Below are 15654 nucleotides of genomic sequence, written 5' to 3' on the forward strand. Positions count from 1 at the left end.
GTTTTAGGAGTGAGTTGTGTCTGTTGCGTCCAGACTGGCCAGGCGCTGGCATTCCTCTGCTAGCTGCGCGACAATTTCGGGCATGGCCTCCGCCAGGGGGCGATTTACCGTGGCTCCGGCTGCCCTTGGATGACCCCCGCCGCCTAGACGCATGCAGAAGGCTGCGGCATCGAATGGCTCATAGGTTCGTAGGCTAATGCGCGTGATCTGTGGTTCGCCATAGGCTTTGAAGAAGGCTGCCACCAGCACGCCCTCGACATCGCGCAAGGTGCCAACACAGCTATCATCCATATCCGCAGTGGCGCCAGCGGTGATCAGGGTTGCATCGTCGGCGTAGGACCAGATGAGCCGTCCCCCGCACGCTGTCTGGGCCTGCTTAAAAACCTCTGCCTGTAGGCGCAGCTTGGCCAGGGGATAGGTGCGGAAAAGGGGTTTAACCGTTGTTTCCGCGTTAGCACCCGCGCGGATTGTGACCGCGGCGGATTCCATCGTGCGCGCGGAGGTGTTGGAGTACTGGAACGAGCCAGTATCGGTGATCATGCCCGTCAGCAGGCATTGGGCGGCCTCTCCGGTGAGCGGGAGGTGTGCCTGCTGCTGAAAGAGCACCAGTAGCTCGGCCGTCGCGGCGGAGGCTGTGTCAATAATATTTACCTGCCCACAGCCAGTGCTGCTCACGTGATGATCCATGTTCAGGATAGGCACACGTGCCAGGAAGTCCCGGTGCTGTTCAGCCAGCGCGCCAAAGCGATAGAGTTCGCCGGCATCCAGGGCGATCACCAGGTCAAATTGCTCGTCCCCAAGCGTGGTGTGAAAGCGTTCATGGCCAGGCAGAAAATGAAACGATGGTGGTACCACGTCGGCGCAGACTGGTACGCAATATTTGCCTAGCTGGTCCAGCATATGGGCCAGGCCGAGGGCGGAGCCAAGGCAGTCCCCATCTGGTCGCTCATGCGCAAGAATGGCGATGCGCCGCGCGGGCTGAATCATCGCCATTGCTTGCTGGACCAGGAGGCCGTCAAGCTCCTGGGTCAAAGTAGGATTCAGGTAGGTCTGGCTCATGCTTCCTCGTTCGTTGATGATGTAGGTTGTGAGGAGTCCTCCTGGTTGACCTTGTTAATGAGGGCCAGGATGCGTGCGCCCTCGGCAATGGAGTGATCAAGCTTAAAGATCAGGTCTGGCATATAGCGCAAGGTAATGCGCTCAGCCAGTTCACGGCGCAAGAAGCCTGAGGCGTTCTTCAGGCCCTGCATTGTCGCGGCCTGTTCTTCTTCGGTTCCCATGACGCTGACCATAACCTTGGCATGGCGCAGGTCGCCGCTGACTTCAACATGGGTGATGCTGGCGAAGCCAACGCGGGGATCTTTGACGCGTGTCCGCATCAGATCGCTAAGTTCGGCGGCGATCAATTCGCCCAATTTCTCTTGACGATGTGGGTTAGCCATAATCTCGTCCCATCCTCTTCGCTACACATGGATGATTTAGATCTTCTTCCGAAACCCAACGCCACTGGCGTGTCTAGCGCTTCGCGCTCAGGTTTTCGGAGAAGTAGTTAGTGGAAAAGGGCAGAAGCGTAGTATGGCCTGGTGTGACAGACATGCTACGCTTCCGCAATCGCTCTATATTTCTTATGCGCCGGGCATGACGCGCTCTTGCGCAAAGGCCTCGATGATATCGCCGACCTCGATAGCGGTGAAGTCCTCAAGGATAATACCGCACTCGTAGCCGGTCAGTACCTCGCGCACATCGTCTTTACCACGACGGAGCGAGTCCACCTTGCCTTCATAGACCTTGTCCTTCTTGCGCAGGACGCGGGCCTGTGAGGAACGCATGATCCTACCGTCGGTGATACGACAACCAGCGATAATGGTGTTACGACCAGCCTTAAAGGTCTGCATGACCTCGGCATGACCCCCGATTACCTCGCGGTACTCAGGCTCAAGCATACCGGTCAGGGCAGCCTGGATATCGTCAATCAGTTTATAGATGACGTTGTAGTAGCGGATATCGACGTGCTCTTTTTGCGCCTCGCGCTGAGCCGCGCCATCGGCCTTGACATTGAAGGCGATGACGATGGCGCCGGAGGCCGAGGCCAGGTGGACATCGGTCTCGCTGACGTTACCAATACCCTCGTGAATCAGGCGAACCTTCAGGTTGTCCTCGCCCAGTTTGGAGAGCGAGCCTTTGATGGCCTCCGCGGATCCCTGTACGTCGCTCTTGAGCACTACGTTGAGTTCTTTTACGGTGCCTTCCTGCATCTGGGTGTAGAGCGTATCCAGGCTTACCTGGCCAAGATGGGTGTTCTCCTGGCGACGGCGCTCCTGCTCAGTCTGGGCATTCTGGCGAGCAGTCTTATCGTCAACGACCACCTCCAGGCGATCACCGGCCTGTGGTACCTCTGGCAAACCAAGGATGCTGACTGGTGTGCTGGGTGGCGCCTTTTGCACGCGCTTGCCGCGATCATTGAACATGGCGCGTACTTTACCGGCGATAGGCCCAACCACGATAGTGTCGCCCATTTTGAGTGTTCCCTGCTGGACGAGGACGGTGGCTGAAGGACCACTGCTCTTCTCCAGTTTGGCCTCAATGATGACGCCAGTCGCAGGCACGTTGGGATTGGCCTTCAGGTCCTGCAGCTCAGCGACGAGCAGGATATAGTCGAGAAGCTCATCGATGCCCTCGCCCTTCTTGGCGGAGATGGGGACACAGATGATATCGCCACCGAACTCTTCGATCAGTACGTCGTTCTCAACCAACTGCTGCTTGACGCGATCTGGATTGGCGTTGGGGCGGTCAATCTTATTAAGCGCGATAATGAGTGGCATCTTGGCGGCACGCGCATGGTCGATTGCCTCGCGTGTCTGCGGCATGACACCATCATCGGCTGCGACTACGATAATGGCGACGTGGGCCACCTGTGCTCCACGAGCGCGCATGGCGGTAAATGCCTCGTGACCGGGAGTATCCAGGAAGGTAATCTTCTTGTCGTTGACCTCAACCTGGTAGGCGCCGATATGCTGGGTAATGCCTCCAGCCTCGCCTGCGGCGACTTTCGTCTTCCGGATGGTGTCGAGCAAGGAGGTTTTACCATGGTCAACGTGACCCATGATCGTTACCACTGGCGGGGTGATAACCATGCCCTGATCGTCGCGAGAAGCCTGCTGTGCCTCGCTGGCGGATAGGGTCTTGCGTGCGCCTGTTGCCGCCGCGACCTCGCTCTGAGTGGGTTCAAATCCCAGATCAGTTGCAACCTGGGACGCTTTCTCGTACTCCACGACCTGGTTGATGCTGGCGAAGACGCTCTGTTTGATCAACTGGCGAATGATCTCATTGGGTGTGACATCGAGTAACTCAGCAAGATCTTTTACGATGATCTGCGGTGGAATGGTAACGGGTCCAGTGACCTTTTCCTTGACCGTAGCCGTGCGACGCTCAGTTGTTCGCTGTGCATGCCCATTGTTGCTTCTAGTGCGTGATCCACCCGATGGGCGAGAAGGACGTGATGGTCCTCCCGTGCCAGCGGGACGGTGTGGTGCTGTACCACCACCAGGCCTGGCTGGCGGACCCTTATGAATGGGTGCTCGTCCGCGATCAGGCGTGGTGCGCTCACTCACGGTACGTTCACTTGTGCGCTCGGCACGCTCGCGGTCACGTTCACGTCCACGGTCGCGCTCAGGGCGTTCTGTGACCGGGGTAGCACTGCCAGGGTGGAGGCTATCCTGAGGAGGACGGTAGGGACCACCTGCTGAGCCTGGGCCACCGGGTCTGCCGCCCGGACCACCGCTATAGCCACCGGGTCTGCCGCCTGGGCCACCACTGTAACCGCCGGGTCTGCCGCCTGGGCCACCACTGTAACCGCCGGGTCTGCCGCCTGAAGGACCCTGGTGTGAGCCTGGGCCACCACTGTAACCGCCGGGTCTGCCGCCTGAAGGACCCTGGTGTGAGCCTGGGCCACCACTGTAACCGCCGGGTCTGCCGCCTGAGGGGCCATGCTGAGGGCCACCCGCTGGCCTATAACCACCGCCGCGATTCGGAGGACCTTGCCGTGTGGCGGGACCGCCTGGTGAAGTGGGCGGGTGCTCCCTATCACCCTGTGGGCGGGGCCCTGTTTGGGTTGGAGGAGATGTACGACGCCGAGGAGCTGCTTTCTGTTCTTGTTCTTGTTCCTGGCTGCCTGGTGTAGGGCTTTCGGACCGAGAGCCGCCACTAGTTCTTTGTCTGCCTGGCGCCGCAGGGGCGTTAGGTGTAGATTGAGTTGTCTGTTGTTGATTGGCTGGTTTGGCCTGCTCGGTCCCATCTGTGAAATCAGATGCGTCTCTCATGAAGAAGACTCCCTTTCTATCATCTGATGCGTCCAAAGACGCTGGAAATCTCTCTTCACAGCCATAAAAAAGGTCTGTCGCCCTTCCCTGGAATGTTTCGAGAAGTAGGTGACAGACCCTCGTTGGTGCAGTGCCAGGCATGTTTCAGTCCGCGCTCTCTAACGTTTAGAGAGGCTATGCTTATTTAATCATAGCTATTTCGCTCCGCAAACATTCACTGTTACAACTGCCCTGTAGACGAGGGGCTGTGTCTCTATTAAGAGTAGAGATAAAACAACACATTGTTTAATCCCCATCCGGCCACCGACCTGGTCGGATGTTCGTATTGAAACCCTCTTTCTGCCGTTAGCGGCATTGAGAGGGACGATAAGAGTAAAAATTTACAAGCACATGCTGTTTCATATGATGTACAAAACAGCCTGTTGTCGAAATTCAACTGCTCTAGTATAGCCTACTCTACAGATCCTTGCAAATGCCAGGCACCTCTACAGGACTTCTTGAGGTCCTATGTATAGAGATGCTTGATATGTGGAAACGAGGGTAGTGAGAAAAAACTTTTTGCATCCTTCTCACTTGTCTATCGACAAATGTAGAAGAAAAGTATCCTGACTCACCGCCCGCTTGCTAATACAGACGTATTACGCTTTGGGTTCTGCAACCTTTTTACGTGTCGCCTGTGCCGGTACGCTTATTGGTAGATCTTCTGGCAGCGTGGCGATAAACGCTTCGAGGCCAGCCAGATCTTCCTGCGAGATGGCATCAATCTTCAAAACCTGTTCGAGTCGCTTGCTTTTGATCGCCTGTTTCCAACAAGAGAGGCGTGCGCAGAGATAGGCTCCGCGTCCCGATTTCTTGCCGGTTGCATCGACGGAGACATGCCCGTCAGGCGTGCGTACCACCCTGAGCAACTCCCGCTTCGATTTATTCTCGTGGCAGGAGACACACGTACGCAAAGGGATATGCTTTTGTGGTTTCTGTTGTTTGGCCTTTGTCATACGATGACTGTGTACCTCCTTCTTTAGTATACGACCTGCTTCTTATGTGGAAACCAGCCCCCAAATGGGGGCGCGGCGCCACTGCCGTGGCTAGCGCTTCGCCCCCATTTGGGGACAATCGCTCAGTTTTCCTAATAGGCACTTACCTGTTCCCACGTGAACGGCGTCCCGAGCGCTCATGGCGTGAGACGCTAGTAATCTGTTCCTCTGGCTCTTCGTAGATTTCACCTTCTACGGGTTTGACGACATCAACGCGCCAACCGGTGAGCTTTGCCGCCAGGCGGGCATTCTGTCCATCTTTACCAATCGCCAGCGAGAGTTGGCGCTCAGGTACGGTGACAATCGCGGTATGATCTGAGTCGCGTAACTCAACTTTCAGTGGCTTCACTGGACTCAACGCGTTCGCCACAAATGAGGCCGTGTCCGGACTCCACTGGATAATGTCAATCTTCTCATCGTTGAGTTCACGTACGATATTGCTGATGCGTTGTCCGCGTACGCCAACGCAGGAGCCGATGGGATCGAGGCCCTCCTGGCGTGCGTAGACAGCGACTTTTGCTCGGCTGCCTGGCTCGCGTGCGATGGCTTTGATCTCCACGGACCCGTCGTAGATTTCAGGGACTTCATTCTCGAAGAGACGACGCAGCAGGTCGCGATGGGTACGCGAGACCAGGATCTGGAGCATCCGGCCCTGTATGCGGCGTACATCATAGATGTAGAGGCGCAAGCGTTGCTTCATGCGGTAGTGCTCGCCGGGAATGGTCTCCGAGATGGGCATTAAGCCTTCGACTTTATCAACTTTATCCAGGTCGAAGTCAACTACCCAGCCGCGCTGTTCCTCGCGGGTCAGGGTGCCCAGGCGGATCTCGCCTACCCAGCCCTTCACCTGTTCATAGAGGTGCTCATGTTCTGCTTCGCGGATGCGCTGAAGAATGACCTGTTTAGCGGTCTGCGTGGGGATGCGCGAAAAGATGAACGACGAATCTACGTCGAGCGATTGTCCGAGGGCCGCATTTGGAACGAGACGCTGCGCCTCCGCCAGAGAGATCTCCTCGTTAGAATCATTTACCTGGGCCACAACACGCTTCGATGCCCACACATGGACTTCGCCATTCTTGTCGACCTCGATGCGTACATTCTCACCACCACCGAAGCTTTTACGATATGCTGCGAGGAGGGCGTTCGCTACGGTTTCCATTACCACTTCGCGGGGTAGTCCCTTCTCGGCAATTAATTGTGCGATGGCCGCCTGAAATTCGCTCCTCATATGCCTTGCTCCTCCCGCTGGTGCCCAGTTACACTCAACTCAATTTTATGTGTGCAAAAGAAAACGTCTCTAGCAGACAGAAAAGTGGGGAAAATACCCACTTTTCGCAAAAAAAATCTCAGTTCTGTCTGTATTATATCATGCTGATTGAGCTTTGCCTAGTATTAAGACGCAAGCTCAATAGGACGCCTCAGCGCCCTGAAATTGTTTATTCTATATCCATAGCTTATATTATACTCTAAATTTGTTGTTGCTGAAAAGATGATATTTGTGATACATGTATTCATTTTTTTAAACGTATGAGTGGGAACCTTTATTCCCGTCTCTCCTCTGGATGCGCTTCTCCTTTCGCAAGGAAGGAATGGGCAGACGGGTCGGCGCAAGCCAACCCGTCTGCCCATTCCTTCCTTAACAAGGATACCCCTTTCTTGTGATATACTCGCTAATAGCGAACTATTGTCTCTATTTTGCACAAAGGAGTACTCTGTCATGGCTGTGTCTCATGTCAGTGAAGACGAAAAGGCACTGATTGAAGCAATTCGTGAGATCGCTCAGGAGCGTGTGGCGCCCCGGGCGGCTGAAATAGATCACTCTGGCGAGTTTCCCTGGGATATGAAGGAACTACTGGCCTCCCACGATATCCTGGCGATGCCCTTCCCCGAAGAGTACGGTGGCATTGGCGCCAGCGAACTGGCGATCTCGATGGCAGTTGAGGAACTCTCGCGCTGTTGTGCCACAACTGGCCTGATCCTGGCGGTTCAGCAACTCGGCTCGATGCCGATTCTGCTGGCTGGCAATGACGAACAGAAGCGCAAATATTTTCCCCGGCTGGCAAGCGGTGAGTGGCTGGCGGCCTTTGGTTTGACCGAAGCTGGCTCTGGCTCGGATGCCGCCGCGATGCAGACCTTTGCCGTGCGCAAGGGCGATAAGTATATCCTCAATGGCTCTAAGCGCTTCATCACTAATGGTGGCCTGGCCCAGGTCAACTCCATCTTCGCGATTACTGATCCTCAGGCCGGTACTCGTGGCATCAGTGCCTTTATCGTCGAGAAAGACTTCCCCGGTTTCTCTGTTGGGCGCATCGAAGATAAAATGGGCATTAAGGGTTCGCAGACGGCTGAGCTGATCTTTGAGAACTGTGAGGTTCCAGCCGAGAACCTGCTGGGAGGGGAAGGCGAGGGCTTCAAGATCGCCATGCGTACTCTGGACCGCACACGCATCGGTATCGGCGCTCAGGCCCTTGGCATCGCGCAGGGGGCCCTGGACCTAGCCGTAGCCTATGCCAAGCAGCGTGTGCAGTTCAAAAAGCCGATTGCTGAGAATCAGGGCATCCAGTTTATGCTGGCGGATATGGCGACCAAGGTTGAGGCGGCGCGCCTGCTGGTCTATTATGCCTCGGAACTGGTGGATAATGGTGATGAACAGTTTAGCAAGTACTCCTCCATGGCGAAGATGTTTGCCTCGGACGCGGCTATGGATGTCACAAACGACGCGATCCAGGTTCTGGGTGGCTATGGATACATGAAGGAGTATCCCGCGGAGCGCATGCTGCGTGATGCCAAGATCACCCAGATTTATGAGGGCACCAATCAAATCCAGCGCCTGGTAATCGCGCGTGCCTTATTGTCCGAACGAAATTCGTAAGCTTAGGAGCAAGGAGCCGTGGTGGCCCGGACGCTACTTGCGTACGCGTCTACTTCTGGCAGTAGACGCGTACGCAAGTAGCGTCGTTCAGAGGAGAAGCTGGGATCATGTCTTCCTTTAATTTCGACATGCTGGCATCTATTTATGATGCAACGCGAGGCTATCCACGCGATGTGGCGTTACGTATCGCTCAGTCCCTCGACGAGGCGTCCTCCGCGGGTCCGCAGACGCGCTTTCTAGAGATCGGCGTAGGAACCGGGCGTATCGCGCTTCCCCTGGCAAACCTGGGACGTGACCTCACAGGTATCGATATCTCTGAGCGTATGCTGGCACGGCTTGAGCATAAATTGCGGGCCGAGGACTGGCAGGAAGAACGGCTTGCCTGGGGAGAGCTGCCAGATGAGCAGGGTCAGCCGCAACCGGCATGGGGGAAGCGTTTCCAGCGCACTGAGCCAGATGCTCATATGCGCATCGCTGTTGCAGACGTCCATCACCTGCCTTTTGCAGCGGCCTCCTTCGAGGTTATTGTCGCGGTCCATGTCTTGCACCTGGTGGATGATTGGCGCCAGGTGTTGCAGGAGGTCAGGCGTGTAGCGACACCTGACGGTATGTTTCTCCATTGCGGCGACGAACATGGCCCCTCAGATGTTCAGGAGGTGCGCGCCCAATGGCGACGTGTCCTTGCGGAGCTTGGCTATGATGAGCAGCGCCTCTATCAACCCTCTGATGCCGATCTACAACTCGCCTGCGCCGAGCTTGGTTGGCAGGCTGAACGCTGGATAGCCCTGACATGGGAACGGGCTATTACGCCGCGCCAGGTCCTGGAGGGTATCTTGCAGCGTAACTGGTCAAGTATGCGCCGCGTTCCCGATGCGGTCTTTCAGGAAGGGTGTCGCCGTCTTGAACAGTGGGCCTACGCCTACTTTGGCGCGGGCATTGACACGGTGCGCAAGCAGGAACAGCGCTTTATCATTACCCGTTATTGTGCTCAACTCCAGAACCAGTAATGGAGCTTCTGCTACTGATCGGCTTGCAGGGCTCCGGAAAGAGCACCTTCTACCGCACGCGTTTTGCCTCTTCGCACGCATATGTCAGCAAAGATCTCTTGCGCAACAATCGCCGGCCAGCACGTCGCCAACTCCAGCAGGTGGAGGATGCGCTGCGGCAGGGCCAATTAGTGGTTGTGGACAATACCAATGCCTCACGTGCCGAGCGCAGTGAACTGATTGAACTTGGCAAGCGTCTGGGTGCACGCGTCATTGGCTACTATTTTGCGGCAGATGTGACCAGGAGCCGTGAGCGCAACGCTCGACGCGAAGGGCGTCAGCGCGTCCCCGATGTCGCCATCTTCGCAACCCTCAAACGCCTGGAGCGTCCTGACTATAGCGAAGGCTTCGACGAACTCTTCTTCGTCCGCAACAATGACGAAGATGGCTTTGACATCTCCCCCTGGCAATCTACCACAACTCCATAGTAGCCGCGTACGCCAGTAGCGGACCCGCTACTGGCGTACGCGGCTACTTCCATGAATAAAGAGATTGCCTGTTTCTTATACTTGCATGAAGAAGCAGGCAGGCTTTGTTTTATGCTATACTACGGATGGATATGCAAGAGCATAGCAAACGAGATAAACGCTCTCACATGTTGGGCAAACGCTATGTAGAGTATCTTCAGAGTTCCGCGGGGTGTGGCGATGGGTGGTGTGGGGAGGGCGGATATGGCGCGTGAAGATGGATGGGTGAAGCTGATATTTCTGTACATAGGCTTATGTTAACAGGTGAAAGAGCATTTGAGATTACTTGTTTGCCAGGTAGTAGGGGCGGGTTGCGAATAGATGTTGATGTATGTGTTGAATGAAAGGATGCGCATAATGGAATCTTCTTCGGGTACAAGTACCTATAGTCAGACATGGTTCGACGTGTTTATGCCTACTCTCCCGCAGGAGCATACAAAGCAGGATGTGGCCTTCCTCGGTCGGATGCTTCCTCTTCCCCGGTATCGACGTGTGCTCGACCTCTGTTGTGGATATGGACGCCATGCCCTTCCTCTAGCGGATCGTGGTTACGAGGTGACTGGTGTGGATAGAGATATACACGTCATTGCTGAGGCACAGCGTCGCGCCGCAGGCAGAAAAATTTCTTACCTTGTGGGCGATATGCGCGAACTGGAGCAAGTGTCTGGAAATTTTGATGCGGTTATCAATATGTGGCAGAGCTTTAGCTATTTTGATGAGGCCACCAATCGTGACCTCTTGCGCCAGATTCATGCCAAACTTGCTTCCCAGGGGCGTTTGATCATCGATATGTTCCACCGTGAGTTCTATGAGCAACACCAGGGTGTCAAGCACTCTACTGTGAATGGTATGTCACTGGTGACACGGCAGTACATGCAGGGGCGGCGCCTCTTAGTCGACCTTGAATATGGCAATGGGGAAACAGACCACTTCGAGTGGGAACTCTTTACCCCAGCAGAGTTCAGTGCCATTGTGGCTGCTAGTGGCTTCCGTACACTTCTCACCTGTACCTGGTCTGATGAGGCGCGGCCGGCGACGGCGGAGATCCCACGTATGCAGATGGTATTTGAGAAGATTTAAGAAGGGGAAGCGCTGTGGGGTGGCGGCCTTCGGCCGCCACCCCACAGCGCTTCCCCTTCTTAAATCAAGACTCTTTGGCTTTGGCCAGGACTTTGTCGATGCGCCTGCCATCCATGTCGACGATCTCGAAGGTGTAGCCATCGATCTCGACCTTGTCGCCAACGGCTGGAATGCTTCCGATATGAGTCAGGATCATGCCTGCCAGCGTCTTGTAGTTGAGGTGCGTCTCCTCAGGAACGGCTGGCATACCCAGCTTCTCGCGTACGTGTTGCTGGTCGGCCATGGCATTAATGAGCCAGCTACCATCTTCGCGCTGGGTAAAATCGACCTCCTCGGGTTGATCGTACTCGTCATGGATCTCGCCTACTAGCTCTTCCAACACATCTTCCAGCGTCACCAGGCCCGTGACCTGGCTATACTCATCGATCACAATTGCCAGGTGCACGCCCTTGCGACGGAAAACGGTGAGCAGGTCATCGACATACTGGTATTCAAAGATAAAGAAAGGTGGGCGAGCTAGCTTGACCAGGTCCACCTGTCCATCTTCAGCACGCTTGCGCAGCAGATCCTTGGCATAGAGCACGCCGACGATATTATCCAGGGAGTCTTCGTAGAGCGGGAGGCGCGTGTAGCCAGAGCTAAGGAAGGTCTCGATGACCTGTTCGAGCGGTGTGCCAACCTCAATTGCCACTATCTCTGTGCGTGGCATCATAATCGTATTGACGGCCCGATCCGAGAAGCGGAAGAGGCGGCTGATAAACTCTTCTTCGTCCCTCTCTACATTGCCGCTGACCGCGCCCTCGCGCGCCAGGTAGACAATATCCTCTTCCGTCACCTCCTGCTTCCGCGTCTTATGCTGGCCGATCAGGCGCAGTACCAGGTTGGCCGAGATGGTCAGAAAACCAACCACCGGGCGTGCGAAGGCCGCCAGCTTCGTCATAAAGGGAGCAGCCGTGTTGGCGATGTTTTCGGCTGATTGCAGGGCGATGCGCTTGGGCACGAGTTCGCCAATCAGCAACGAGAAATAGGTGATGAGGAGCACAACAATTACCAGGGAGACGGTATCGGCGTAGGGACCGATATAGGGAACCGTCTTGAGCCAGGTGCTCAGGATTGCGCTAATGCTCGCGCCACCATAAGCCGCTGAAAGCGTGCTAATAAGGGTAATGCCAATCTGGACCGTTGCCAGGAAGCGCTCAGGGTCTTCTGCCAGGTCCAGAGCCTGTTTGGCGCTTTTCTTGCCGGCGTCGGCCTGCTGCTGAAGGCGACTACGGCGTGCCGAGACGATAGCAATCTCCGATGCGGCAAAGAAGGCATTCGCCAGGATGAGCACAAAGATAATAAGGACTTCAACTACGGGAAAACCAGACATAAGCGTTCTTTATCCTTTTGATCTCTATCAAAAACGTGCAAAACGTGGTGGAGTCAGTATCCCTGAGTTCTTTCTAGATCTGATCTCTATTCTAACATAGAATAGACACGCCTGAGCGCATACAAAAAGATCCGCCCGCAGAGCTGCGAACGGATCTCGATAGGTGGTACATATTGGCCTTGAACGCAAACGCTCCAGGCTATTTTACGACTGGTTGTTTGCTTTCGATGGCCTGGGCTACGATCTCAGAGATATCTTCGATTTTGAGCTTCTCCTCGGCCTCGACGCCTTTGACGCCATCCTCAAACATGGTGATACAGAATGGACAGGCGGCGGCTACGACTTCGGAATTGGTCTCCAATGCCTCATTGATGCGGGTCTGGTTGACGCGTTTGCCGACCTTCTCCTCCATCCAGGCACGCCCACCACCACCACCACAACAGAAGCTCTTGTTGCGGTTGCGTTCCATCTCGTTGATGCCGTTGCTATTTAGCACCGTCAGCACGCGCCGTGGCTCATTGTAGGTGTCGTTGTAACGGCCAATGTAGCAGGGATCATGATAGGTCAGCTTGCGCTGGTCGAAGCCCTCGGGCAGCTCAAGCTTGCCATCAGAGATCAGCTGGTCGATAAAGACCGTGTGGTGAACCACTTCGTAGTCGCCACCGAGCTGCGGGTACTCGTTCAACATGGTGTTGAAGCAGTGCGGGCAGGCGGTCAGGATCGTGCGATGCTTCTGCTCGCTTGCACCATCAGCGTTTGCCGACTTGTTGAAGCCATAGCCATTGAGGGTCTCAATGTTCTGCATGGCCTGCATCTGCCACAGGTACTCGTTACCGATGCGGCGCGCAGGATCGCCCGTGCAGGATTCCTCGGGACCAAGGATGGCGAAGTTGACCTTAGCGGCCAGTAGGATCTTGGCGACCGAGGTCGCGACCTTCTTATTGCGCTGATCGAAGGAACCCATGCAGCCAACCCAGTAGAGGACGTCAGCGTCTGGGTTCTCCGAGAGCAGGGGAATGCCCAGGCCTGCGGCCCACTCGGCGCGCTTATCGTTGCTGATCTCCCAGGGATTGCCATTGCGTTCGATGTTATTAAAGAGCGAGGTGACCTCTTGCGGGAACTCACTCTCTTCCATGACCAGGCTACGGCGCATATCGACGATCTTAGGCACATGTTCAATCGAGACGGGACAGATCTCCATACAGGCCATACAGGTCGTACAGGACCAGAGGGCCTCCTGGGAGATGATGCCGCCAACCATGGGTTCGTGGTGAGCCTCTTTCTCCTCGACGGTCTTATCTGCCTTGACGCCCGCGATCCCCAGTTTGCTGTAGAGCGAGTTCTGCCCCAGGATCTCGCCGCTGCGTACAAAGAGGGCCTCTTTCACACCCAGGATGATCTCTTTCGGGTAGAGCGGTTTGCCGGTATTAGTGGCTGGGCAGACGGTGTTACAGCGTCCGCACTCGGTACAGGCATAGCCATCGAGCAACTGCTTCCAGGTGAACTGCTCCACCTTAGAGACACCATAGTCGTCGCGCTCCTCCAGATTCTCCAGCAGTGGGAGGGCACCCTTGGGTTTGTAGTTCTGGAAGAAGACGTTAAAGGGGGTCGCCAGCAGGTGCAGGTGCTTGGAGCGCGGTAGATAGATCAGGAAGCTGAGCACGACCGCGATATGCAGCCACCAGGAGACGCGGTACGCAAGCGTACTACCATTGATCCCAAGAGGAGTGACGATGGGGTTAAAGAAGGCCGCCAAGGGCGTCCAGGCGTGGCCACCAGTCGCCACATAATTAAAGCACTCGACCAGGGTCAGGGTCAGAACGACCAGGAAGATCAGGCCCAGGATGATAAAGCCATCCCAGGGACCATGCAAGGCGCTCTGGAGCTGTTTGGGCTTAAAGACGCCACGGCGAATGGCAAAGACCACCAGCGCCAGCGTTACGAAGACGATAAAGAAATCGAGGATGCTCGCGAAAATAGGGCTATCACCTAAGAACGGGATCGAGATGTTGTAGGCGTTCACGATCAGTTCGAGCAGGCCGAACTGGATAATGATAAAGCCCCAGAACGTAAAGAAGTGAGCAATGCCAGGGATGGGATCGCGCAGTACGCCGCTCTGTCCAAGCACTACCTTGAAGATCGAACCGATGCGCTCATTAATGTGGTCGGTACGATGTTCGGGTCGAGCCTTGGCCAGCAGGGTCACGAGTTCGCCAGCGCGTAGGGCAAAGAGTCCGAGCGCGGCCAGGAACAGCACGGAAAAGATGAGTGCGCCTATCCATCCCCCGGTTGGTGAAATCGGTGGGGGGGTCATTAGTCGAACCTCCGTCTAGTATATGGACGGGCGGTTGCCATAATGTCGAACGAGAATAGCACCGTTCGGACAAGAGAACCGCTCACCGTTGAGCGAGGGCGCCTCAAGTGAGGCACCCTGACATCAACCGTCTCGGAGAGAGACGTATGCAATAAGCATTTGCAATAAGTATTTAGGCCTTGCGGCGCTTCACTTCCTCTGTAAGCTGCGGCAGGATGGTCAGTGCATCACCAATCACGCCGAGGTCAGCGACAGAGAAGATGGGCGCGTTTTCATCCTTATTGATTGCGATGATGTACTTTGAACCCTTCATACCAGCGAGGTGCTGGATGGCGCCACTGATGCCGGCGGCGACATAGAGTGTGGGTTTTACCGTCTTACCCGTCTGACCGATCTGGTAGCTATAGGGGAGCCAGCCAGCATCAACGATAGCACGTGTCGCGCCCGGAGCGCCCTGGAGAGCCTTCGCCAGCGCTTCAACCAGCTGGAAGTTCTCGGCTTTGCCCAGGCCACGACCACCGCTGACGATGACGCTGGCATCTTCCAGAGCCGGACCTTCGCTAGCAACATCGACGCTATCGACGATCTTAATGGCTTGCGCGGCACTATTGATCGAGATAGAGAGCGTCTCAACCTCGGGCGTGCGACCATCAAACTGTTCAACGGCGAAAGCCTTGGGGCGTGTCAGGACAATGCCGGTGCCCTGGTGAGGATGGGTGGCCGTGACGACGTTCTCGCCGCCCCAGGGAACAGTGACCTGAAGCTCTTCGCCAGCAAATGCCAGGTCGGTCGCGTCGGTAATCAGGCCCAGATTATTGCGCACCATCAGGCGAGCGGCGATATCGCGTAGCTCGTAGGTGGTGGCCAGGAGCAGCAAGCGTGGCTGATGATCGTTGAGCAGAGCGCTCAATGTATCCACGGCTGGAAGCGTCAGATAATTGTCATAGGTTGCATCCGCGTGGATATAAACCTTCTCCGCGCCGTAGGCACCCAGGGTAGGGGCGACCTCCGCCGCCGCGGCACCAAGCACGACTGCTTCGGCGCGACCCAGTTTCGCGGCTTTACCAAGCACCTCAAGCGAGGAGCGCGCAGGCTGGCCATTCTCCAGCTCAATGAGTACCCAAATTGTATTCGACATCTTGCAATCCTC

12 protein-coding genes are annotated in these 15654 nt (G+C 55.9%); 4 read left to right on the plus strand and 8 right to left on the minus strand.

Annotated features, from left to right (window positions below; translation table 11 throughout):
• Positions 1-3: 3 nt before the first annotated feature.
• The 5 genes from JMJ04_RS15365 to nusA all read right to left on the minus strand — a co-directional run bounded on the left by JMJ04_RS15365 (position 4) and on the right by nusA (position 6581).
• Positions 4-1059 carry a DHH family phosphoesterase gene (locus JMJ04_RS15365; RefSeq protein WP_201371336.1) on the minus strand — a complete coding sequence of 352 codons (1056 nt, stop codon included), beginning with the start codon at positions 1057-1059 and terminating at the stop codon, positions 4-6.
• Complete coding sequence (gene rbfA, locus JMJ04_RS15370) at positions 1056-1442, minus strand: 30S ribosome-binding factor RbfA (RefSeq protein ID WP_201371337.1); 387 nt, start codon at positions 1440-1442, stop codon at positions 1056-1058. The genes JMJ04_RS15365 and rbfA overlap by 4 nt, the downstream gene beginning before the upstream one ends.
• 183 nt (positions 1443-1625) lie before the next feature.
• Positions 1626-4319 carry a translation initiation factor IF-2 gene (gene infB, locus JMJ04_RS15375; RefSeq protein ID WP_201371338.1) on the minus strand — a complete coding sequence of 898 codons (2694 nt, stop codon included), beginning with the start codon at positions 4317-4319 and terminating at the stop codon, positions 1626-1628.
• 638 nt (positions 4320-4957) lie between these two features.
• Positions 4958-5314 (minus strand): RNase P modulator RnpM, encoded by a 357-nt coding sequence (gene rnpM / locus JMJ04_RS15380; protein ID WP_201371339.1) that lies wholly within the window; start codon positions 5312-5314, stop codon positions 4958-4960.
• 142 nt (positions 5315-5456) lie between these two features.
• Positions 5457-6581, minus strand: a complete 1125-nt coding sequence (nusA, locus tag JMJ04_RS15385) for a transcription termination factor NusA (protein ID WP_201371340.1) — start codon at positions 6579-6581, stop codon at positions 5457-5459.
• A 489-nt stretch (positions 6582-7070) separates the two neighbouring features.
• On the opposite strand from nusA, the gene JMJ04_RS15390 reads away from it, so the two are divergent.
• The 4 genes from JMJ04_RS15390 to JMJ04_RS15405 all read left to right on the plus strand — a co-directional run bounded on the left by JMJ04_RS15390 (position 7071) and on the right by JMJ04_RS15405 (position 10818).
• Positions 7071-8225: an acyl-CoA dehydrogenase gene (locus tag JMJ04_RS15390; RefSeq protein WP_201371341.1), complete on the plus strand. Its 1155-nt coding sequence runs from the start codon at positions 7071-7073 to the stop codon at positions 8223-8225.
• Between the two features lie 107 nt (positions 8226-8332).
• Positions 8333-9232 (plus strand): class I SAM-dependent methyltransferase, encoded by a 900-nt coding sequence (locus JMJ04_RS15395; RefSeq protein ID WP_201371342.1) that lies wholly within the window; start codon positions 8333-8335, stop codon positions 9230-9232.
• Positions 9232-9699, plus strand: coding sequence for an ATP-binding protein (locus tag JMJ04_RS15400; RefSeq protein ID WP_201371343.1), 468 nt, complete (start codon positions 9232-9234; stop codon positions 9697-9699). Before JMJ04_RS15395 ends, JMJ04_RS15400 begins: the two co-directional genes overlap by 1 nt.
• A gap of 396 nt (positions 9700-10095) precedes the next feature.
• The gene (locus JMJ04_RS15405) at positions 10096-10818 is read left to right on the plus strand and encodes a class I SAM-dependent methyltransferase (RefSeq protein ID WP_201371344.1); all 723 of its coding nucleotides are present in this window, start codon (positions 10096-10098) and stop codon (positions 10816-10818) included.
• 64 nt (positions 10819-10882) lie between these two features.
• Here the strand turns inward: JMJ04_RS15405 and JMJ04_RS15410 are convergent, their stop codons facing one another.
• The 3 genes from JMJ04_RS15410 to JMJ04_RS15420 all read right to left on the minus strand — a co-directional run bounded on the left by JMJ04_RS15410 (position 10883) and on the right by JMJ04_RS15420 (position 15642).
• Entirely contained in the window at positions 10883-12190 is a 1308-nt protein-coding gene (locus JMJ04_RS15410; protein ID WP_201371345.1) for a hemolysin family protein, read from the minus strand.
• A 199-nt stretch (positions 12191-12389) separates the two neighbouring features.
• The gene (locus tag JMJ04_RS15415) at positions 12390-14504 is read right to left on the minus strand and encodes a 4Fe-4S dicluster domain-containing protein (RefSeq protein ID WP_201371346.1); all 2115 of its coding nucleotides are present in this window, start codon (positions 14502-14504) and stop codon (positions 12390-12392) included.
• A 172-nt stretch (positions 14505-14676) separates the two neighbouring features.
• Positions 14677-15642 carry an electron transfer flavoprotein subunit alpha/FixB family protein gene (locus JMJ04_RS15420; RefSeq protein WP_201371347.1) on the minus strand — a complete coding sequence of 322 codons (966 nt, stop codon included), beginning with the start codon at positions 15640-15642 and terminating at the stop codon, positions 14677-14679.
• Positions 15643-15654: the final 12 nt, after the last annotated feature.

Origin of the sequence: Ktedonobacter robiniae, assembly GCF_016587375.1 — a bacterium.
GTDB lineage: Bacteria > Chloroflexota > Ktedonobacteria > Ktedonobacterales > Ktedonobacteraceae > Ktedonobacter > Ktedonobacter robiniae.